The organism is Pseudomonas sp. Leaf48 (assembly GCF_001421885.1).
Lineage (GTDB): Bacteria > Pseudomonadota > Gammaproteobacteria > Pseudomonadales > Pseudomonadaceae > Aquipseudomonas.
Genome location: NZ_LMLH01000013.1, coordinates 40,781 through 61,425 on the forward strand (window position 1 = coordinate 40,781; position 20,645 = coordinate 61,425).

The window sequence follows — 20,645 nt, forward strand, 5'->3', positions numbered from 1 at the left end:
CGATGAGCGCTATCGGGTAGGACGCCACTCTGGTTTACTACCCGATACTTGGCCTAGACTGAATCCATCAGCTTCGCCCCGCGTCCCGCTTCGTTTTTAAGGCCCCTTGCATGTCCGATCCTCGCTATCAGGTCGACGTCAGCGTCGTCACCCGCTATCTGGCAGAACAATCGCAACCCGAGCACGAACGCTTTGCCTTCGCCTACACCATTACCGTGCAAAACAATGGCCTGGTCCCCGCCCAGTTGCTGTCGCGGCATTGGGTAATCACCGATGGTGACGGGCATGTCGAAGAAGTGCGCGGTGCAGGCGTGGTTGGCCAACAGCCGTTGATCGAGCCTGGCAAAAGCCACACCTACAGCAGCGGCACTGTGATGACCTCCAAAGTCGGCACGATGCAAGGCACCTATCAGATGCTGGCCGACGATGGCAAACATTTCGACGCCATCATCGCGCCCTTTCGCCTGGCGGTGCCCGGAGCCTTGCACTGATGGCAACTTACGCGGTCGGCGATCTGCAAGGCTGCCTGCAAGCACTGCAATGCCTGCTCAAGCAAGTCGACTTCGATCCACAACGGGATCGACTCTGGCTGGTGGGCGACCTGGTCAACCGCGGCCCGCAATCGCTGGAAACCCTGCGCTTCCTCTATAGCATTCGCGAATCGCTGGTGTGCGTGCTGGGCAATCACGACTTGCACCTGCTGGCCGCCGGTCGCAACATCGAACGACTGAAAAAGTCGGATACCCTGCGCGAGATTATCGAAGCCCCGGATTGCACCGAGCTGCTCGAATGGCTGCGCCAGCAAAAGCTCATGCACTACGACGAGCAACGCAATGTGGCCCTGGTCCATGCCGGTATTCCACCCCAGTGGTCGCTGCGCAAAGCCCTGAAGCTTGCAGCCGAAGTCGAGACTGCATTGCGCGACGACAACTTGCTGCCGCTTTATCTCGACGGGATGTACGGCAACGACCCGGCGAAATGGGACAGCGACCTCAAAGGCGTGACGCGCCTGCGTGTAATCACCAACTATTTCACGCGCATGCGCTTCTGCACCGCCGAAGGCAAGCTTGACCTCAAAAGCAAAGAAGGCCTCGGCACTGCACCACCCGGCTACAAGCCCTGGTTCCATCACCTGGAACGCAAGACCAAAGACCTGAAAATCATCTTTGGCCATTGGGCCGCACTGGAAGGCAAGAGTGAGGTGCCGGGCATCCTGGCCCTCGATACCGGTTGCGTCTGGGGCGGAGCCCTGACCCTTATGAATGTCGACAGCTTTGAACGTCTGTCCTGCAAATGCGACGAGCACGGTCACGCCCTGCCGCCAGTCGCCCCGACCATTACCCAAACATCGCCAGCCAGCGCCCCGCGCTAGACTGCCATTCAGCCGAGCCACAGGAGCCCGACATGAGCGAATTCAAACGCATCCCCCCGGAACAGGCCCAGGCCTTGCGCGAGCAAGGCGCGGTGGTCGTTGACGTCCGCGACCCCGCCACTTTTGCCGCCCTGCACATCGCAGGCTCCAGACACCTGGACAACCATTCCCTGCACGCCTTCATTCAGGGCGCCGACCTCGACGCACCGACCGTGGTGGTCTGCTATCACGGCAACTCCAGTCAGGGTGCTGCCGCCTACCTGATCAGCCAGGGCTTTTCCGATGTCTACAGCATGGATGGCGGTTTCGAGCTGTGGCGCACGACCTATCCTGCGGAAACGGCGCAAGGCACCTCTGAATAATTTTTTTGTAACCTTGCAAGCCCCGGCCTCCGTGGGCTTGCGCGGAGGCAGACGAACGGTCTGCCACAGTTAATTACGTATCTCACCTTTACCTCCCGAATTCCCAACTATCCTTAAGCGCAGGCCATCCAAAACAGGGGAGAGCCGGTACACCGGCGCACGGGTCATCGGGAGTAGCTTTCGGAGTCGTCAGCTCCGGGAGAGTTCTGGGGGGTAAACAGCAATCGCCTGTTCGATTGCTGCCAGCATCGACTGAATGATCCGGCGTCGGCTCCACGTATCGAGCGAGGTGACGTCATGAGTATCTTTAGCCACTTCCAACAACGCTTCGAGTCCACACGCCAGGAAGAACTCTCTCTGCAAGAGTATCTGGAGCTGTGCAAAAACGACCGCAGCGCCTACGTTTCCGCCGCCGAGCGTCTGCTGCTGGCCATCGGAGAACCTGAACTGCTCGACACCTCGACCAACTCGAGGCTGTCGCGAATCTTCTCCAACAAGGTGATTCGTCGCTATCCGGCCTTTGAAGACTTCCACGGGATGGAAGAATGCATCGACCAGATCGTCTCGTATTTCCGCCATGCCGCTCAGGGCCTGGAGGAAAAGAAACAGATTCTTTACCTGCTCGGTCCTGTCGGTGGTGGTAAATCGTCCCTGGCCGAAAAGCTCAAACAATTGATCGAAAAAGTGCCCTTCTACGCGATCAAGGGCTCACCGGTATTCGAATCGCCCCTGGGTCTGTTCAACGCCACCGAAGATGGCGCGATCCTCGAGGAAGACTTCGGCATTCCGCGGCGCTACCTCAACACCATCATGTCGCCATGGGCCACTAAACGCCTGGCCGAGTTCGGTGGCGACATCAGCCAGTTCCGCGTAGTCAAACTCTACCCGTCGATTCTTAACCAGATCGCCGTGGCCAAGACCGAACCGGGAGACGAAAACAACCAGGACATCTCGGCGCTGGTCGGTAAGGTCGATATCCGCAAACTGGAAGAATATCCACAGAATGACGCCGACGCTTATAGCTACTCGGGGGCCCTGTGCCGGGCCAACCAGGGCTTGATGGAATTCGTCGAAATGTTCAAGGCGCCGATCAAGGTGCTGCACCCACTGCTGACCGCCACCCAGGAAGGCAACTACAACAGTACCGAAGGCCTCGGCGCGATTCCGTTCACCGGGATCCTGTTGGCCCACTCCAACGAATCGGAATGGCACACCTTCCGCAACAACAAGAACAACGAAGCCTTCATCGACCGGATCTACATCGTCAAAGTGCCGTACTGCCTGCGGGTCAGCGACGAAGTGAAGATCTACGACAAGCTTCTGTTCAACAGCTCCCTGGCCAAGGCCCATTGCGCACCCGACACCCTGAAGATGCTGGCCCAGTTCACTGTGCTCTCGCGCCTCAAGGAGCCAGAAAACTCCAACATCTATTCGAAGATGCGCGTGTACGACGGCGAGAACCTCAAGGACACCGATCCGAAGGCCAAGTCGATCCAGGAATACCGCGATAACGCAGGGGTCGACGAGGGCATGAACGGCCTCTCCACCCGTTTCGCGTTCAAGATTCTGTCGAAGGTCTTCAACTTCGATCCACACGAAATCGCCGCCAACCCGGTGCACCTGCTCTACGTGCTGGAACAGCAGATCGAACAGGAACAGTTCCAGGCCGAAACCCGCGAACGCTATCTGCGCTTCCTCAAGGAGTACCTGGCACCGCGCTACATCGAATTCATCGGCAAGGAGATCCAGACCGCCTACCTCGAGTCTTACAGCGAGTACGGCCAGAACATCTTCGATCGCTATGTGCTGTACGCCGACTTCTGGATCCAGGACCAGGAATACCGCGACCCGGAAACCGGCGAGATCCTCAACCGCGTAGCGCTGAACGAAGAACTGGAGAAAATCGAAAAACCGGCCGGCATCAGCAATCCGAAGGATTTCCGCAACGAAATCGTCAACTTCGTCTTGCGCGCCCGGGCCAACAACAACGGCAAGAACCCAACCTGGCTCAGCTACGAAAAACTACGGGTGGTCATCGAGAAAAAAATGTTCTCCAACACCGAGGACCTGCTGCCAGTCATCAGTTTCAACGCCAAGGCGAGCAAAGAGGACCAGCAGAAACACAACGACTTCGTTACACGTATGGTCGAGCGCGGTTACACCGACAAACAGGTACGGCTGCTGTCCGAGTGGTACTTGAGGGTGAGAAAGTCCCAGTAAGGGAGCTGCAAACGGCACGCGACACTGCAGCAACGAGAACGCGCTGTTTGCGTAATTGTGGCCATATGTCGCGCGCCGCTTGTTTCTGAAGCTTCTGTCTTGCAGCTTGAAGCTTATGACTCGAAGCTCCCCGGAGGGCCTATGAGCTATGTGATCGACCGACGCCTCAATGGCAAGAACAAAAGCACGGTGAACCGTCAGCGGTTTCTGCGGCGTTACCGTGATCACATCAAAAAAGCCGTCGAAGAGGCGGTCAGCCGTCGCTCCATCACGGATATGGAGCACGGCGAGCAAATCAGCATCCCTGGTCGCGACATCGACGAACCGGTGCTTCATCACGGTCGCGGCGGCAAACAGACAGTCGTGCACCCGGGTAACAAGGAGTTCACCAGTGGCGAGCACATCGCGCGCCCACCGGGAGGCGGAGGCGGCCGTGGTCCTGGCAAGGCTGGCAACTCCGGCGAAGGAATGGACGAGTTCGTCTTCCAGATCACCCAGGAAGAATTCCTCGAATTCATGTTCGAAGACCTCGAACTGCCAAACCTGGTCAAGCGCAACCTGACCGGTACCGACACTTTCAAAACCGTACGTGCCGGGATCAGCAACGAAGGCAACCCGTCACGAATCAACATCATCCGCACCCTGCGTTCAGCCCATGCGCGGCGCATCGCACTGTCCGGCAGCAGCCGGGCGAAACTGCGCGAAGCCAAGGAAGAACTTCTGCGACTAAAGCAGGAAGAACCGGACAACTTCGGTGATATTCAGGAAATCGAAGCAGAAATCGAAAAACTCAGCGCGCGCATTCATCGCGTGCCGTTTCTCGATACTTTCGACCTCAAGTACAACCTGCTGATCAAGCAGCCCAACCCCAGCTCCAAGGCCGTGATGTTCTGCCTGATGGATGTCTCCGGGTCGATGACCCAGGCGACCAAGGACATCGCCAAGCGCTTCTTCATCCTGCTGTACCTGTTCCTCAAGCGAAATTACGACAAGATCGATGTCGTGTTCATCCGCCATCACACCAGCGCCCGCGAAGTGGATGAGGAAGAGTTTTTCTACTCCCGCGAGACCGGCGGGACCATCGTCTCCAGCGCCTTGAAACTGATGCAGGAGATCATGGCCGAGCGTTATCCGAGCAATGAGTGGAACATCTACGCTGCCCAGGCTTCCGACGGCGACAACTGGAACGACGACTCACCGATCTGCCGCGACATCCTGATCAACCAGATCATGCCGTTCGTCCAGTACTACACTTACGTTGAGATTACCCCGCGCGAACATCAGGCCCTGTGGTTCGAATATGAGCGCATCGCCGAAGCGTTTTCCGACACCTTTGCCCAGCAACAACTGGTCTCGGCCGGGGATATCTATCCGGTCTTCCGTGAACTCTTCCAGCGCAGGTTAGTGACATGACCGCCAAAGAGCAGAAGCGCCAACCCATTTCCACCGGCTCCGAATGGACATTCGAGCTGATCCAGGCCTATGACCGCGAAATCAGTCGTATTGCGGCGGGCTACGCCCTCGATACCTACCCTAACCAGATCGAAGTGATCACCGCCGAGCAGATGATGGACGCCTATGCCTCCGTCGGCATGCCTCTGGGTTATCACCACTGGTCCTATGGCAAACACTTCCTCAGCACCGAAAAGTCCTACAGTCGCGGCCAGATGGGCCTGGCGTACGAAATCGTGATCAACTCCGACCCGTGCATTGCCTACCTGATGGAAGAAAACACCATCTGCATGCAAGCATTGGTCGTCGCCCACGCCTGCTACGGCCATAACAGCTTTTTCAAAGGCAATTACCTGTTCCGTACCTGGACCGATGCCAGTTCGATCATCGATTACCTGGTATTTGCCAAGCAGTACATCATGCAATGCGAGGAGCGCCACGGCATCGACGCGGTCGAGGACTTGCTGGATTCCTGCCACGCCTTGATGAACTACGGGGTCGACCGCTACAAGCGCCCCTATCCGATTTCTGCCGAAGAGGAACGCCGCCGGCAGAAGGATCGGGAGGAGCACATGCAGAAACAGATCAATGACCTGTGGCGCACCATCCCCAAAGGCGCGGACAAATACAGCGACAAGGACAACGCACGCTTCCCCGCTGAACCCCAGGAAAACATCCTGTACTTCATCGAAAAACACGCGCCGTTGCTGGAGCCCTGGCAGCGGGAAATCGTCAGGATCGTGCGCAAGATCGCCCAGTATTTTTACCCTCAACGCCAGACCCAGGTGATGAACGAGGGCTGGGCAACGTTCTGGCACTACACGCTGATGAACGATTTGTACGACGAGGGCCTGGTCACCGACGGCTTCATGATGGAGTTCCTGACGTCCCACACCAGCGTGGTGTTCCAGCCCGGCTTCGACAGCCCCTATTACAGCGGCATCAACCCCTACGCCCTGGGTTTTGCCATGTACCGGGACATTCGGCGCATGTGCGAAGAGCCAACGGAAGAAGACCGTCGCTGGTTCCCGGACATTGCAGGCAGCGACTGGTTGGCAGCCATCAAGTTCGCCATGAGCAGCTTCAAGGACGAGAGCTTCATCCTGCAGTACCTTTCGCCCAAGGTGATCCGCGACCTCAAGCTGTTCAGCATTCTCGATGACGACCAGAAGGATGACTTGCTGGTGCCGGCCATTCACGATGAAGGCGGCTACCGCATCATTCGTGAAACCCTGGCCGCGCAGTACAACCTGGGCAACCGCGAGCCGAACGTGCAGATCTACAGCATCGATCGTCGCGGCGATCGCTCCCTGACCTTGCGCCACCAGCAGCACGACCGCAAACCCCTGGGAGAGTCCACCGAGGAAGTACTCAAACACCTGCACCGCCTCTGGGGCTTCGACATTCACCTGGAGACCCTGCAAGGCGACCAGGTCATGAAAACCCACCATGTACCACCCAGAAACGAGCATAGCGAAGGCGATTACGGCCGGCTGGACCTGGCCGTCATTCATCTTTGATCCGGTTTGCGCCTCCGAAAGCCCGACGCAACGGTTATCCTGTCGAGCTAACGGAGGTTTTTTATGCAGATTTATAAAGTCGGCGGCGCCGTACGTGATCGCCTGCTGGGCAAACCCGTCACCGATATCGATTGGGTAGTGGTCGGCGCTACCACCGATGAAATGCTCGCCAAGGGCTTTCGTCCAGTGGGTGCGGACTTCCCGGTATTTCTTCATCCCAAAAGCGGTGAGGAATACGCCCTGGCCCGTACCGAACGCAAAAGCGGACGCGGTTACGGCGGCTTTACCTTTCATGCCAGCCCCGAAGTGACTCTGGAAGAAGACCTGATTCGCCGCGACCTGACGATTAACGCCATGGCCGAAGACGATCAACAGAACCTGACCGATCCTTATCATGGTCAGCGTGATCTGGAAGCGCGCGTGCTGCGCCACGTTTCCCCGGCATTCGCCGAAGATCCGCTCAGGGTTCTGCGTGTAGCCCGCTTCGCCGCGCGTTATGCCGGACTGGGATTCACCGTCGCCCCAGAAACCCTGGAGCTTATGCGCCAGCTCAGCGAATCCGGCGAACTGGAGGCTTTGACGGCTGAACGCAGCTGGAAGGAAATTTCCCGCGCACTGATGGAAGATCAGCCCCAAGTGTTCATTCGGGTACTGCGCGAATGCGGCGCCCTGAAGGTGCTGATGCCCGAAGTGGACGCACTCTTCGGCGTGCCACAACCTGAAGCTCATCACCCGGAAATCGACACCGGCGAGCACATCCTGAACGTCTTGCAGCAAGCCGCACAACACAAACAGCCACTCACCGTGCGCTGGGCCAGCCTGCTGCATGACCTGGGCAAAGGCCTGACGCCAGAGGAAGAATGGCCGCGGCACATCGCCCACGAGTTCAAAGGCCTGAAGCTGATCAAAGCGGTCAACGAACGTTTCAAGGCACCCAGGGATTGCCAGGAACTGGCGCTGCTGGTGGGCGAATATCACACCCACGGGCATCGCGCCCTTGAACTCAAGCCTTCAACGCTGCTTGAGCTGCTGCAAAGCTTCGACGTTTATCGTCGACCGCAACGCTTCGAGGAATTCATTGCCGCGTGCGAAATGGATGCACGTGGACGCAAAGGCCTGGAACAGCGAAGTTATCCACAGGCGGATTATTTGCGTGGGGCAGCGATGGCGGCGCGCAGTGTTGCGGTGCAGCCGCTGCTGGAGAAAGGATTCAAGGGGCCGGAGCTGGGTGAAGCGATCAAGCGTGAACGGCTCAAAGCACTGAAGGCTTACAAAGAAGCTGCGTCCGTGTGAAGAGCTTCGCGAGCAAGCCCGCTCCCACAGGTTCAGCGCAAGCCCTGTGGGAGCGGGCTTGCTCGCGAAGGCGTCTTGCGACTTACAACAAATTCGAAGGCGTCAACTGCTCCCCACGCCACTCAAACGCCACCGGCGCCAGCACCTGATCAATCTGCGACTCAGCCCACAGCGTGGCGAAACTCTTGCCGACACCAGGATGCACCCGCTCCGGCGCAATCAACGACAAAGGCCATAACACAAAGGCATTTTTCAGAATTTCGGCCCGCGGCAAAACCAATCCATCGAAATTGCCCACCAGCTCACCGTAGAGCAAAACGTCGATATCCAGCGGCAAACCTCGGCGATCCGGTGCGTAACGACCGTTATCCGCCTCAATGAATTTCAAGCGACGATCCAGCTCCATCAGCGGCAAATCGGTATACGCCGACACCACGAAATTGAAAAACGATCCGCTCTTGATGCCTACCGGCTCACTTTCAAATACTGCCGAGCAGCGGATATCCACCAAAAACGCCGCGAGAGCATCCAGACCTGCCTGCAAATGGGTTTCGCGCTCGATATTGCTACCGAGCCCGAGGAACACCTGAGTCAGCGACATCCGCGCTCGATCTCCACACCTACGCCACCGGTGGCAGCCGGTACGGCGCCGGGCTTGGTCAGCTTGAGACGCACCCAGGTGATGCTGAATTCACTCATCAACACCTCGACCAGACGCTCGGCAAATGTCTCGACCAACTGAAATTGCGCCTGCTCGGCAAAAGCCTGGATACGTGAGGACACGCTGGCGTAGTCAAGCGCCAGGGTCAGGTCATCACCGGCGGCGGCCGGGCGATTATCCCAGGCGAAGCTCAAATCCAGACGCAAGCACTGCCGGATGCCTCGCTCCCAGTCGTAGGCACCAATTACCGTGTCGACTTCCAGGCCCTTGATAAACACTCTGTCCAAGCACTTCTCTCCGCTACACGACAAGGGCGCAATGCGCCGTTAGAATCAGGGCGTCCCCGCCCGGAATAGTTAGCATGTTTTGGTTACTGGCGATCCTCGCCTACCTGCTCGGCTCTCTGTCCTTCGCCATTTTGCTCAGCCGCCTGACCGGTAATCCGGATCCGCGAATGAGTGGCTCAGGCAATGCCGGCGCCACCAACATGCTGCGTCTGGCTGGCAAGAAACTGGCCATCCTGACCTTGCTCGGCGACCTTTGCAAAGGCTTGCTGCCGGTACTGATTGCAAGCCTTGCAGGGCTTTCGCTGCAGGAGCAGGCCTGGATTGGCGTCTGCGCCGTCATCGGCCATTTGTACCCAATATACTTTTGCTTTCGGGGCGGCAAGGGTGTCGCCACCGCCGCCGGCATGTTGCTGGGCCTCTATCCGCCCGCCGCCCTGCTGGCAGTCTGCGCCTGGCTGCTGACGTTCTACCTGACCCGCACCAGCTCACTGGCCGCGCTCATTGCCACGCCGCTGACCCTGCCGTTGCTGGCCTGGCAAGAACCGGCGGCCCTGCTGCCCATGAGCGCACTGACCGGACTGATCGTCTGGCGCCATCGCGGCAATCTACGCGACCTGTTTGCCGGGCGCGAACGGCATTTTTAGCGGCCGCACATGAGCGGCGCTCCTCACAGTGCCGACAACTGCTCCATCGGCCAACGTGCCTGCACGCTGATCGCCAGGCTCTCCTGCTGACCGGCCTGCAGACGCTGGCAGCCGGCAAACGCAATCATCGCGCCATTGTCAGTACAAAACTGCGGTCGCGCATAAAAAACGTCACCTTTCATGTCTCCGAGCATCTTCTCAAGAGAAGAGCGCAGCGCCTTGTTTGCACTGACGCCCCCGGCAATCACCAGACGCTTCATGCCTGCCGCTTTCAGGGCACGCTTGCACTTGATGGTCAAAGTCTCCACCACGGCTTGCTGGAACGCCAGCGAGATGTCGCAACGAGCTTGTTCGCTGTCGTCCCCGGCGCTCACGCACTGCTGCCAGGTGTTCAGCGCGAAGGTTTTCAGGCCGCTGAAGCTGAAATCGAGGCCCGGGCGGTCGCACATCGGCCGCGGAAAGACGAAGCGCCCCGCAATACCCTGTTCTGCCAGGCGAGCGATTTCCGGACCACCTGGATAATGGAGTCCCATCATCTTCGCGGTCTTGTCGAATGCTTCACCGGCGGCATCGTCCAGCGTCTCACCCAGAAGGGTGTATTGACCGATTCCATCGACCTGCACCAGCTGAGTGTGACCACCGGAGACCAACAAAGCGACGAACGGAAATTGCGGCGGTTGCGACTCCAGCATCGGTGCCAGCAAATGACCTTCCATGTGGTGCACGCCAAGGGCCGGAATACCCCAGGCGAAGGCCAGCGCCTGCGCGCAGGAAGCTCCCACCAGCAAGGCACCGACCAGGCCAGGACCCGCGGTGTAGGCGATCGCGTCAATCTCTGTCGGCACGCAGTCAGCCTCGGCCAACACCTGACGAATCAAGGGCAGCATGCGTTTGACGTGATCACGCGAAGCCAGCTCCGGCACCACGCCGCCATAGGCGCGATGCAGGTCGATCTGACTGAACAGCGCATCGGCCAGCAGACCGCGCTCACTGTCGTAAAGTGCGACGCCGGTTTCGTCGCAGGAGGTTTCTAATCCCAGTACTAGCATGGGTTTGCGCCTTGTTTAGGCTGAATTCGAAGGCGCGCATAATAGTCGTCGCGTGATGCCCCGACCAGCGGTTTTCGATCAGAGGCTTTGCATTCCGAGCGATGAGGGGTTAACATCCGCAACCCTTAAAAACCGACGTCTTCAAGTGCACTTTTGCCGCGAGGATGTTGACCCCGGTAATGAATGAAGGTAGCTCTGGATGCCAGCCGTCAAAGTAAAAGAGAACGAACCCTTCGACGTAGCTCTGCGTCGTTTCAAGCGCTCCTGCGAAAAAGCCGGTGTACTGGCTGAAGTTCGTAGCCGCGAATTTTACGAGAAGCCAACTTCTGAGCGTAAGCGCAAGGCAGCAGCCGCTGTTAAGCGTCACGCCAAGAAAGTTCAGCGCGAACAGCGCCGCGCCGTTCGTCTGTACTAATACACAGACGATCGTAGCAAGCTTCTGCCAAGCCCGGCTCTCAGCCGGGCTAATGGCATTTGCGTAAAACGCTTGATGCTTCACTGTCAAAGCCGCAGACGCGACCAAGACAAATCTGCTTCACCGCGTCAGACCTGGCTCTTTTGCCAGCGGTGCACGTCTTTTCTGACGAGCCTTTCAAGGCTACTGACGAGCACACCCACTGATTCCTCTCACGACGATCAGCCCAAGGCACCTGCATGCGTGCCGAATGATGAGCTATCCGAGGCCAACGACTGGCCGCAGGCGGACTCAGCGCAACACTTTCACATAGTCGAATACTGATTGGAATTAACGTCAGTGGATTTTCGGCAGATACACTCCCCGACAACGACTTCGCAGACGACAACGGTCGAGCCGCACATCTTGCGCGCCCCTAACAATGACCCGCGTTCGGCTAACCTTCGTTTCGGACCCCTTTGAGCGCAGATGACGAGAACGCCATGGCCGGGCTAATTCCCCAGAGCTTCATTGACGACCTTCTGAACCGCACCGACATCGTCGACGTGGTCAGCTCGCGCCTGCAACTGAAAAAAGCCGGCAAGAACCACACCGCCTGCTGCCCGTTCCATAAAGAGAAAACCCCGTCCTTCAGCGTCAGCCCCGACAAACAGTTCTATTACTGCTTCGGCTGCGGCGCTGGCGGAAACGCCCTCGGCTTCATCATGGACCACGACAACCTGGATTTCGTCCAGGCCGTCGAAGAACTGGCCAAAGCCGCCGGCATGGAAATCCCCCGCGAAGAAAGCGGTCGACCGCACAAACCGCGGCAACCAACTGATTCGCCGCTGTACCCGTTGCTCAGCGCTGCCGCGGACTTCTACCGGCAAGCCCTGAAAAGCCACCCATCGCGCAAAGCCGCAGTGGATTACCTCAAAGGCCGCGGGCTGACCGGCGAAATCGCCCGGGATTTCGGCCTCGGCTTCGCTCCGCCGGGCTGGGATAACCTGTTCAAGCATTTGAGCAGCGATACCCTGCAACAAAAAGCCATGATCGACGCCGGCCTGCTGATCGAAAACGCCGAAACCGGCAAACGCTATGATCGCTTCCGCGATCGCGTCATGTTTCCGATCCGCGACAGCCGCGGGCGCATCATCGCCTTTGGTGGCCGGGTACTGGGCGATGACAAACCGAAATACCTGAACTCACCGGAAACTCCGGTCTTCCATAAAGGCCAGGAACTCTACGGCCTTTATGAAGCGCGCAAGAACAATCGCAACCTCGACGAAATCATCGTCGTCGAAGGCTACATGGACGTTATCGCCCTCGCCCAGCAAGGCCTGCGAAATGCCGTCGCCACCTTGGGCACCGCCACCAGCGAAGAACACCTCAAGCGATTGTTTCGCGTCGTGCCCAACGTGCTGTTCTGCTTCGACGGTGACCAGGCCGGCCGCAACGCCGCCTGGCGAGCACTGGAAGCGACGCTTTCGAGCCTGCAGGACGGACGTCGCGCACGCTTTCTGTTTCTGCCCGAAGGCGAAGACCCGGACACCCTGGTTCGCTCCGAAGGCACCGACGCCTTCCGCGCACGCATCAATCAGCACGCACAGCCCCTGGCGGACTACTTCTTCCAGCAGCTGACCGAAGAGTCGGACCCGCGCTCGCTCGAAGGCAAGGCGCACATGGCGACGCTCGCAGCACCGCTGATCGACAAAGTCCCGGGGGCCAACCTGCGCACACTGATGCGCCAGCGCCTGACGCAAATCACCGGGCTCAGCGGTGAAGCCGTCAGCCAGCTGGCCCAGAGCGCGCCACAAGAAGCGCCGCCCGCCTACGATCCGGGCTTCGATTACGACGCAATGCCGGACTTAAGCGACTACCATCAGCCGCACGCACAGGAAATGTATGTGCCGCAGCAGGAATGGACGCCGAAAAAACCCGGCGCTGGCGGCAAGAAGTGGGAGAAGAAGCCTTGGGACAAGAACGGCAAGCGCGGCGGCGACCGCGATCAACCGAGCGCCCCACGCAAGCCTATTGCTGTCGAGGCACCCACGCTGATTGCGTTACGCACACTAATCCATCACCCGCAATTGGCCGGCAAGGTAGAAACCGCCAACCACTTCGCCAATGAGAGCAATACCTACGCACAGTTGCTGGTTGCCCTTATCGAAGCGGTGCAAAAAAATCCTAAGCTAAACTCTATTCAGCTGATGGCTCGCTGGCACGGCACGGAGCAGGGTCGCTTGCTCAAGGCCCTGGCAGAAAAGGAATGGCTGATTGAGGGCGACAACCTTGAACAACAGTTTTTAGACACCATTACTAGGTTATCAGCGGGTCAACACACCGATAGCCTGGAAGAACTCATCAGGAAAGCGAAGCAGCCAGGGTTGACTGCAGAGGAAGCAAATCAGATCGCAAATCAGATGCGCGACCTATTAAAACGCAATATGGCTGCACCAAACCCGACCTCAACTGGCGCGTGAGGTCATAGCTCAGGTATAATCCTCGGCTTGTTTTTTGCCCGCCAAGACCTTCAGTGGATAGGGTGTTATGTCCGGAAAAGCGCAACAGCAGTCTCGTATCAAAGAGTTGATCACACTTGGTCGTGAGCAGGGCTACCTGACTTACGCGGAGGTCAACGACCACCTGCCGGAGGATATTTCAGATCCGGAACAGGTGGAAGACATCATCCGCATGATCAATGACATGGGGATCAACGTATTCGAGGTTGCGCCAGATAAGGATTCCCTTATGCTGGCCGACGCCGATACCGACGAAGCCGCAGCCGAAGAGGCTGCCGCTGCATTGGCGGCGGTCGAGACCGACATTGGTCGTACTACCGACCCGGTGCGCATGTACATGCGCGAAATGGGTACGGTCGAACTCCTCACGCGTGAAGGCGAAATCGAAATCGCCAAACGTATTGAAGAGGGCATCCGTGAAGTGATGAGCGCAATCGCGCACTTCCCTGGCACGGTCGACCATATTCTCTCCGAGTACACCCGCGTCACCACCGAAGGTGGTCGCCTGTCCGACGTCCTGAGCGGTTATATCGACCCGGACGACGGTATTGCGCCGCCTGCAGCAGAAGTGCCGCCGCCGATCGATGCGAAAGCCGCCAAGGCCGACGACGAGTCCGACGACGATGACGCAGAAGCCTCGGATGACGAGGAAGAAGCCGAAAGCGGTCCGGATCCGGTTATCGCTGCACAGCGCTTTGGTGCTGTTGCCGATCAAATGGAAATCACCCGCAAGGCGCTGAAAAAGCACGGTCGCAACAACAAGGCAACCATTGCCGAGCTGTTGGCCCTGGCTGAGCTGTTCATGCCGATCAAGCTGGTGCCGAAGCAATTCGAAGGCTTGGTCGAGCGTGTTCGTAGCGCCCTGGATCGCCTGCGTCAGCAAGAGCGCGCGATCATGCAGCTTTGCGTACGTGATGCACGTATGCCGCGCGCCGATTTCCTGCGCCAGTTCCCGGGCAACGAAGTCGACGAAAGCTGGAGCGACGCCCTGGCCAAAGGCAAAAGCAAATACGCTGAAGCCATTGGCCGTCTGCAGCCGGATATCATCCGTTGCCAGCAGAAGCTGACCGCGCTGGAAACCGAAACCGGTTTGACCATCGCCGAGATCAAGGACATCAACCGTCGCATGTCGATCGGTGAGGCCAAGGCCCGCCGCGCGAAGAAAGAAATGGTTGAAGCGAACTTGCGTCTGGTGATCTCCATCGCCAAGAAGTACACCAACCGTGGCCTGCAATTCCTCGACCTGATCCAGGAAGGCAACATTGGCTTGATGAAAGCGGTAGACAAGTTCGAATACCGCCGCGGCTACAAATTCTCGACCTATGCCACCTGGTGGATCCGTCAGGCGATCACTCGCTCGATTGCCGACCAGGCCCGCACCATCCGTATTCCGGTGCACATGATCGAGACGATCAACAAGCTCAACCGTATTTCCCGCCAGATGTTGCAGGAAATGGGTCGCGAACCGACCCCGGAAGAGCTGGGCGAACGCATGGAAATGCCTGAGGACAAGATCCGCAAGGTATTGAAGATCGCTAAAGAGCCGATCTCCATGGAAACCCCGATCGGTGATGACGAAGACTCCCATCTGGGTGACTTCATCGAAGACTCGACGATGCAGTCGCCAATCGATGTTGCCACTGTTGAGAGCCTTAAAGAGGCGACTCGCGAAGTCCTGTCCGGCCTCACTGCCCGTGAAGCCAAGGTACTGCGCATGCGCTTCGGTATCGACATGAATACCGACCACACTCTCGAAGAGGTTGGTAAACAGTTCGACGTGACCCGTGAACGGATTCGTCAGATCGAAGCCAAGGCGCTGCGCAAGCTGCGCCACCCGACGAGAAGCGAGCATCTGCGCTCCTTCCTCGACGAGTGATACCAGAACCCCCGGCCCAGGCCGGGGGTTTTGTTTTGTGCAGATTTATCCCCCAAAGACCTCCCCTTGCACCTTGTAGCCCGTCTACACTCGAAGCATTCCTCCGTGCCATAACGAGACCGTTATGCCCAGACTGCCGACCGTGCTTTTTTTGCTGTCGCTGATGACGTGGACCGCAACGGCTGGCGCGCTGACACTGACTGATGAAGAACGTGGCTGGCTGGCAGCTCATCCGGACTTGCGCCTGGGTGTCGATGCGTCCTGGCCACCCTTTGAATTTCGCGACGATCATGGCCATTACCAGGGGCTCGCCGCGGACTATATCGATGTGATTCGGCAGCGGCTGGCCATCAAGCTCACCCCCGTCGAGCCCGCCAGCTGGACAGTTGTCCTGGACCAGGCCAAACAAGGAAAAATCGACCTGCTGCCAGGCGTCATGTCGACTCCGGAACGCCAGACGTATTTGTCCTTCACCCGCCCCTACCTGGACTTTCCGATTGTTATCCTGGCTCACGCCGGAGGCCCACAGCCACGCAAGCTAAAAGACCTGTACGGGCTGAAAGTCGCCGTGGTGGAGAACTATGCCCCCCACGAACTGCTACGCACCCATAACCCCGACCTCAATCTGGTAGGCATGCCCAACGTCAGCTCGGCATTACAGGCGCTGGCAACCGATGAAGTGGATGCCGTGGTGGGCGACCTGGCCTCCAGCGTCTGGAGCCTGCGCCAACTCAAACTGGACGGGCTATACGTCAGCGGTGAAACACCCTATCGCTATCAGCTGGCCATGGGAGTCCCCCGGGACAGCAAAATTCTGGCCGGTATTCTCGACAAAGTACTGGCCGACATGAGCCCGGATGAAATCAGCTCGATTCAGGAGCATTGGGTCGGCAACGTCCTCGATCATCGGACTTTCTGGAACAATCTGCTGGTGTTCGGAATACCCGGACTGTTGCTGCTGTCCATTGTCCTGGCGGTAGTCATCCGCATTAACCGCCGCCTGAGCTCAGAAATCGCCCGCCGTGTCGACCTTGAACAGGAGCTGCGCAGTAGCGAATACCACTACCGCGGCCTGGTAGAGAGCCTGTCGGCCATCGCCTGGGAAGCGAAGATCGACGATTTCACCTACAGCTACGTGTCGCCTCACGCCGAGGATCTTCTCGGCTACCCCCTGTCGCATTGGCTGATTCCGGGCTTCTGGCGCAACATCATCCACCCGGCCGATCTGACCCGCGCCCAGACCTATTGCGATCACGAAGTACTTGCCGGACGCGATCACAGTCTCGATTACCGGGTCATCACCGCCGACGGCCGTTGCATATGGGTGCGCGACATCGTCAGCCTGATCGAACACGGACATGAACCGGTCATGCGCGGGCTGATGATCGACATCACCGAAGCCAAGCGTACCGAAGAAGCCTTGCGTCTGTCGGAGCAGAAGTTTGCCTCGGTGTTCCAGCAATGCCCGGACATTCTGGTGATCGCTCGCCTGTCCGACGGCTGCCTTCTGGAGGTCAACGAGGCGTTCGAAGAACAGATCGGCCTGCGCGCCGAAGACGTCATCGGCCAGACTGCCACCGACCTGAATATCTGGGGCATACCCGGCGTGGGACCGGGCTTGTTGCAGCGTTTACAGGCCGGCAGCATCCGCAACCTGGAGATGCCCTTCCGTCGCAGCAACGGCCAGGTGTTTACCGGCCTCATTTCCGCCGAACCTTTCGACCTCGACACGACTCCCGCATTGGTGGTGGTGGTGCGGGACATCACACAACTCAAGGAAACCCAGCAGCAACTGCAAACCTCCGAAGAAAAGTTCGCCAAGGCTTTCCACGCTTCCCCCGACGGCTTGCTGCTGTCCCGGCAAAGCGATGGACTGTTGCTGGAGGTCAACGAAGGCTTCAGTCGCATCACCGGGTTCAATAGCGCAATGTCGGTGGATCGCTCGGTGCTGGAACTCGGGATCTGGGTCAACCTCAACGAACGCAAACAGATGCTCGACCTGCTGCACCGGGACGGCTTCGTCCGCGACTTCAGCTGCCATATCCGCCGCAGCGACGGGCAGATCCGTCTCTGTGAGGTATCAAGTCGTCCGCTACCGATTGGCAATGATGACTGCATGCTGACCATCGCCCGGGACATCACCGAGCGCCACCTGATGCAGGAAAAACTGCAACAGGCCGCTACCGTGTTCGAGAGTACCGCCGAAGGCGTATTGATCACCGACACCCAACAACACATCAGCGCGGTCAATCGCGCGTTTACGGAAATTACCGGCTATAGCGAGAGCGAAGCCCTGGGCCACACGCCGCGCCTGCTCGCCTCGGGGCTGCATGACAGCGCGTTTTACGCAGCCATGTGGCATCAACTGACCGCCGAGGGGCACTGGCAAGGCGAGATTTCCAACCGGCGCAAGAATGGCGAGCTATATCCGAGCTGGCTGACCATCAGTGCCGTGCGCAACCGAGACGAGCTCATCACCCACTTCGTCGCGGTATTCGCCGATATCTCCAGCCTCAAACACGCCCAGGCCAAACTCGATTATCAGGCGCACCACGACCCACTGACCGGCCTGCCAAACCGCACCCTGTTCGAAAGCCGGCTGCTGACCGCGCTCAACACCCAGCAGGAAAACGGTGGGCAAGGCGCGGTGTTGTTCCTCGATCTGGACCGTTTCAAGCACATCAACGACAGCCTCGGCCACCCGGTCGGCGATCTGCTGCTCAAAGGCATTGCCGTGCGCCTCAAGGAACAGCTGCGCGACATCGATACCGTGGCACGCCTGGGTGGCGACGAGTTCATCATCCTGCTGCCCGGCTTGCTGCACCCCGGCGATGCCGACTCCATCGCCAGCAAGCTGCTCAACTGCTTCGGTGCGCCGTTCCAGGCCGGCGAACACGAGTTTTTCATCAGCGCCAGCATAGGCACCAGCCTCTATCCCAGAGATGGCTGCGACGTCGCCACACTGATCAAAAACGCCGACGCAGCGATGTATCGCTCCAAAGCCAAGGGGCGCAACCGCGTTGAAAGCTATACCCGTGACCTCACCGCCCAGGCCAGCGAACGCGTGGCGCTTGAGCACGAACTGCGGCGCGCTATCGAACGCAACGAATTGCACCTGCACTATCAACCGAAGATCAGCCTCGACGGCTACCACCTGGTCGGCGCCGAAGCGCTGATCCGCTGGCGTCACCCGACCTTTGGCGACGTACCGCGGGAACACTTCATTGCGCTCGCCGAAGAAAACGGCATGATCCTGCAGATCGGCGACTGGGTACTCGAAACCGCCTGCCGCCAGATGCACGAATGGAGCCAGAAGTACGAAGGCCTGGGCTCACTGTCGGTAAACCTCGCCGGCGCTCAACTCCGGCAGCCGAACCTGCTGGGCCGGATCGAGCAACTACTCAAGGACAACGGCCTGCGCCCCGAACTTCTGCAATTGGAGATTACCGAAAACTTCATCATGAGCCAGGCCGAAGAGGCACTGGCGGTGTTGCATCAACTCAAGTATCTGGGCGTGCAACTGGCCATCGACGACTTCGGTACCGGTTACTCCTCCCTGAGTTACCTCAAACGCCTGCCGCTGGACTTCCTCAAGATCGACCAGTCGTTCGTCCGCGGCCTGCCGGACGACCCCCACGACGCGGCCATAGTGCGCGCCATCATCGCCCTCGGACGCAGCATGCAATTCACCGTGATAGCCGAGGGCGTCGAGACCCAGGCACAGCAGCAATTCCTCGCCAGCGAAGGCTGCGAACAAATCCAGGGCTACATCGTCAGCCCACCCCTCGCACCCGACGAATTCGCCGCGACATTTCTTCGTACAACCCTAACCACTTTTTCGGATGGCACAGCCGCGAAACCATCGCTATAATCCGCGACCTACTGAGGGCCTATAGCTCAGTTGGTTAGAGCAGAGGACTCATAATCCTTTGGTCCACGGTTCAAGTCCGTGTGGGCCCACCATCTATCTCAAGGGTTTCAGCCGCTTGAGCCTTCCCCGAAAGGCTGGCGACACCCCGTTTGACACCCCGTTTGGTTTTCCAACCCCCAAAAAAATACCCCCGGCCGACGATGAGAAAACCGGGGGTATCGAAAAGCCTTGCGGCTGAATCGCGGAGATGAAGACGCGACCAGCCTCGGGCTTTTCAACTCACGCTGGGAGTCGTCAGCGTGAGGTTAACTTGGCGTTGATCGCTTCGATTCGCTTATGGTCGATGGCGATGTGGGCAAGGGCCGCGGCCCGGCCGGTCAATGCCGCCTTGTCCTTCGGCTTCCACTGCCCGGGCGCGTCCATCGGATCGAACTTGTCAGTGATTGCGCGACGGCGGCACAGCTCTTCAACCGCGGCCAGAATCGCCGCAATTCGTTCTTCAACAGATTTCATGCAACCCCCTTCAGCGCGTTGGGTGGTCGGCGTGTGAGTTGTTCACGAGTGAATGTTGAGCCCCGAGGAGGCATAAGCAAAACTTCAACCGGGTAGCCGCCTCCGATGTGCTCAGGTAAGCCGGTGATCTTGTTGCGAAGCTTAACCCGCACGTCGATAGTCGCAGCCAATGCGCAGTGAGCCGCGTAAAAATCATCTCCAGCCTTGAGGAAGGCTTGGGCGGCCAATGCCTCCGCCTTGCACGCTTCGTCGTGCTGGGCTTCGGTGAGCGCCTTGGCGGCGTCCTTCAGCGTGAGCTTGGCGTCATGGAGTTGGTCATTCAGATCGTCGATGCGCGCCTTGTAGGCCGCGGCGCAATCTTCAGACAACGCCAATGACTCCTCGGCCGCGTAGAGTTCTTTTCTCGCTTGCTGCCAATCGCTGTTGTCGCCAAGCGTCATGCCAGCGGCAATTGCAGACGCACCGGCCGCGGCCGCTGTTGCCTTGAGTGCTTTAACTTTTTCCAGAAGGCGGACGTGATCGCCGGCCTTGTCGCGGGCTTCGGCTATCTGGGCTTCAAGGGCTGCCACCTTCCCGGCCGCGGCGTCATAGTTTATCTGCTCTTTCATG

General features: G+C 58.7%; 17 protein-coding genes and 1 tRNA gene. 13 read left to right on the forward strand and 5 right to left on the reverse strand.

The genetic code is table 11. The annotated features are described in order from the left end of the window. The first annotated feature begins 110 nt into the window (after positions 1 to 110). From apaG to ASE98_RS12325, 7 genes are all read left to right on the forward strand, one after another. Positions 111 to 491 carry a Co2+/Mg2+ efflux protein ApaG gene (gene apaG, locus ASE98_RS12295; protein ID WP_060541631.1) on the forward strand — a complete coding sequence of 127 codons (381 nt, stop codon included), beginning with the start codon at positions 111 to 113 and terminating at the stop codon, positions 489 to 491. Next, entirely contained in the window at positions 491 to 1,372 is an 882-nt protein-coding gene (locus ASE98_RS12300) for a symmetrical bis(5'-nucleosyl)-tetraphosphatase (protein ID WP_060541632.1), read from the forward strand. Before apaG ends, ASE98_RS12300 begins: the two co-directional genes overlap by 1 nt. Positions 1,373 to 1,404: 32 nt before the next feature. Further along, the gene (glpE, locus tag ASE98_RS12305) at positions 1,405 to 1,734 is read left to right on the forward strand and encodes a thiosulfate sulfurtransferase GlpE (RefSeq protein ID WP_060541633.1); all 330 of its coding nucleotides are present in this window, start codon (positions 1,405 to 1,407) and stop codon (positions 1,732 to 1,734) included. Positions 1,735 to 2,031: 297 nt separating this feature from the next. Next, positions 2,032 to 3,954 (forward strand): PrkA family serine protein kinase, encoded by a 1,923-nt coding sequence (locus ASE98_RS12310; protein WP_060541634.1) that lies wholly within the window; start codon positions 2,032 to 2,034, stop codon positions 3,952 to 3,954. 141 nt (positions 3,955 to 4,095) lie between these two features. Further along, positions 4,096 to 5,367, forward strand: a complete 1,272-nt coding sequence (locus ASE98_RS12315) for a YeaH/YhbH family protein (RefSeq protein ID WP_007980218.1) — start codon at positions 4,096 to 4,098, stop codon at positions 5,365 to 5,367. Beyond that, a complete protein-coding gene (locus tag ASE98_RS12320; RefSeq protein ID WP_060541635.1) occupies positions 5,364 to 6,926 on the forward strand; it encodes a SpoVR family protein in 1,563 nt (520 codons plus the stop codon). The genes ASE98_RS12315 and ASE98_RS12320 overlap by 4 nt, the downstream gene beginning before the upstream one ends. A gap of 63 nt (positions 6,927 to 6,989) precedes the next feature. Beyond that, the gene (locus ASE98_RS12325) at positions 6,990 to 8,219 is read left to right on the forward strand and encodes a multifunctional CCA addition/repair protein (protein ID WP_060541636.1); all 1,230 of its coding nucleotides are present in this window, start codon (positions 6,990 to 6,992) and stop codon (positions 8,217 to 8,219) included. Between the two features lie 82 nt (positions 8,220 to 8,301). Here the strand turns inward: ASE98_RS12325 and folK are convergent, their stop codons facing one another. Further along, positions 8,302 to 8,820 (reverse strand): 2-amino-4-hydroxy-6-hydroxymethyldihydropteridine diphosphokinase, encoded by a 519-nt coding sequence (folK, locus tag ASE98_RS12330; protein WP_060541637.1) that lies wholly within the window; start codon positions 8,818 to 8,820, stop codon positions 8,302 to 8,304. Beyond that, positions 8,811 to 9,167 (reverse strand): dihydroneopterin aldolase, encoded by a 357-nt coding sequence (folB, locus tag ASE98_RS12335; RefSeq protein WP_060541638.1) that lies wholly within the window; start codon positions 9,165 to 9,167, stop codon positions 8,811 to 8,813. Before folB ends, folK begins: the two co-directional genes overlap by 10 nt. 74 nt (positions 9,168 to 9,241) lie before the next feature. Here folB and plsY point away from each other — a divergent pair, with 74 nt between their 5' ends. Next, positions 9,242 to 9,811, forward strand: coding sequence for a glycerol-3-phosphate 1-O-acyltransferase PlsY (gene plsY, locus ASE98_RS12340; RefSeq protein ID WP_060541639.1), 570 nt, complete (start codon positions 9,242 to 9,244; stop codon positions 9,809 to 9,811). A gap of 23 nt (positions 9,812 to 9,834) precedes the next feature. Here the strand turns inward: plsY and tsaD are convergent, their stop codons facing one another. Continuing rightward, entirely contained in the window at positions 9,835 to 10,860 is a 1,026-nt protein-coding gene (gene tsaD, locus ASE98_RS12345; RefSeq protein ID WP_060541640.1) for a tRNA (adenosine(37)-N6)-threonylcarbamoyltransferase complex transferase subunit TsaD, read from the reverse strand. A gap of 199 nt (positions 10,861 to 11,059) precedes the next feature. Between tsaD and rpsU the strand changes: the two genes are divergently transcribed. The 5 genes from rpsU (at position 11,060) to ASE98_RS12370 (ending at position 19,615) form a co-directional block, all read left to right on the forward strand. Beyond that, complete coding sequence (gene rpsU / locus ASE98_RS25805) at positions 11,060 to 11,275, forward strand: 30S ribosomal protein S21 (protein WP_002551877.1); 216 nt, start codon at positions 11,060 to 11,062, stop codon at positions 11,273 to 11,275. A gap of 482 nt (positions 11,276 to 11,757) precedes the next feature. Beyond that, the gene (dnaG, locus tag ASE98_RS12355; protein ID WP_060541641.1) at positions 11,758 to 13,737 is read left to right on the forward strand and encodes a DNA primase; all 1,980 of its coding nucleotides are present in this window, start codon (positions 11,758 to 11,760) and stop codon (positions 13,735 to 13,737) included. A gap of 67 nt (positions 13,738 to 13,804) precedes the next feature. Then, positions 13,805 to 15,652, forward strand: coding sequence for an RNA polymerase sigma factor RpoD (gene rpoD / locus ASE98_RS12360; protein ID WP_060541642.1), 1,848 nt, complete (start codon positions 13,805 to 13,807; stop codon positions 15,650 to 15,652). A gap of 124 nt (positions 15,653 to 15,776) precedes the next feature. Beyond that, positions 15,777 to 19,523 (forward strand): EAL domain-containing protein, encoded by a 3,747-nt coding sequence (locus tag ASE98_RS12365; protein ID WP_060541643.1) that lies wholly within the window; start codon positions 15,777 to 15,779, stop codon positions 19,521 to 19,523. A gap of 15 nt (positions 19,524 to 19,538) precedes the next feature. Next, positions 19,539 to 19,615 (forward strand) — tRNA-Ile (locus ASE98_RS12370). A gap of 202 nt (positions 19,616 to 19,817) precedes the next feature. On the opposite strand, the gene ASE98_RS12375 is transcribed toward ASE98_RS12370, so the two are convergent. Together ASE98_RS12375 and ASE98_RS12380 are read right to left on the reverse strand one after the other, a co-directional pair. Further along, positions 19,818 to 20,036 (reverse strand): hypothetical protein, encoded by a 219-nt coding sequence (locus ASE98_RS12375; protein WP_060541644.1) that lies wholly within the window; start codon positions 20,034 to 20,036, stop codon positions 19,818 to 19,820. Beyond that, complete coding sequence (locus tag ASE98_RS12380; RefSeq protein WP_060541645.1) at positions 20,033 to 20,644, reverse strand: hypothetical protein; 612 nt, start codon at positions 20,642 to 20,644, stop codon at positions 20,033 to 20,035. The genes ASE98_RS12375 and ASE98_RS12380 overlap by 4 nt, the downstream gene beginning before the upstream one ends. Between the last annotated feature and the right edge of the window lies 1 nt (position 20,645).

What these genes read in the sequence shown, in the direction of transcription:
- apaG (WP_060541631.1), top strand. Translation starts at nt 111, where the DNA reads ATGTCCGATCCTCGCTATCAGGTCGACGTCAGCGTCGTCACCCGCTAT.
- ASE98_RS12300 (WP_060541632.1), top strand. Translation starts at nt 491, where the DNA reads ATGGCAACTTACGCGGTCGGCGATCTGCAAGGCTGCCTGCAAGCACTG.
- glpE (WP_060541633.1), top strand. Translation starts at nt 1,405, where the DNA reads ATGAGCGAATTCAAACGCATCCCCCCGGAACAGGCCCAGGCCTTGCGC.
- ASE98_RS12310 (WP_060541634.1), top strand. Translation starts at nt 2,032, where the DNA reads ATGAGTATCTTTAGCCACTTCCAACAACGCTTCGAGTCCACACGCCAG.
- ASE98_RS12315 (WP_007980218.1), top strand. Translation starts at nt 4,096, where the DNA reads ATGAGCTATGTGATCGACCGACGCCTCAATGGCAAGAACAAAAGCACG.
- ASE98_RS12320 (WP_060541635.1), top strand. Translation starts at nt 5,364, where the DNA reads ATGACCGCCAAAGAGCAGAAGCGCCAACCCATTTCCACCGGCTCCGAA.
- ASE98_RS12325 (WP_060541636.1), top strand. Translation starts at nt 6,990, where the DNA reads ATGCAGATTTATAAAGTCGGCGGCGCCGTACGTGATCGCCTGCTGGGC.
- folK (WP_060541637.1), bottom strand. Translation starts at nt 8,820, where the DNA reads ATGTCGCTGACTCAGGTGTTCCTCGGGCTCGGTAGCAATATCGAGCGC.
- plsY (WP_060541639.1), top strand. Translation starts at nt 9,242, where the DNA reads ATGTTTTGGTTACTGGCGATCCTCGCCTACCTGCTCGGCTCTCTGTCC.
- tsaD (WP_060541640.1), bottom strand. Translation starts at nt 10,860, where the DNA reads ATGCTAGTACTGGGATTAGAAACCTCCTGCGACGAAACCGGCGTCGCA.
- rpsU (WP_002551877.1), top strand. Translation starts at nt 11,060, where the DNA reads ATGCCAGCCGTCAAAGTAAAAGAGAACGAACCCTTCGACGTAGCTCTG.
- dnaG (WP_060541641.1), top strand. Translation starts at nt 11,758, where the DNA reads ATGGCCGGGCTAATTCCCCAGAGCTTCATTGACGACCTTCTGAACCGC.
- rpoD (WP_060541642.1), top strand. Translation starts at nt 13,805, where the DNA reads ATGTCCGGAAAAGCGCAACAGCAGTCTCGTATCAAAGAGTTGATCACA.
- ASE98_RS12365 (WP_060541643.1), top strand. Translation starts at nt 15,777, where the DNA reads ATGCCCAGACTGCCGACCGTGCTTTTTTTGCTGTCGCTGATGACGTGG.
- ASE98_RS12375 (WP_060541644.1), bottom strand. Translation starts at nt 20,036, where the DNA reads ATGAAATCTGTTGAAGAACGAATTGCGGCGATTCTGGCCGCGGTTGAA.
- ASE98_RS12380 (WP_060541645.1), bottom strand. Translation starts at nt 20,644, where the DNA reads ATGAAAGAGCAGATAAACTATGACGCCGCGGCCGGGAAGGTGGCAGCC.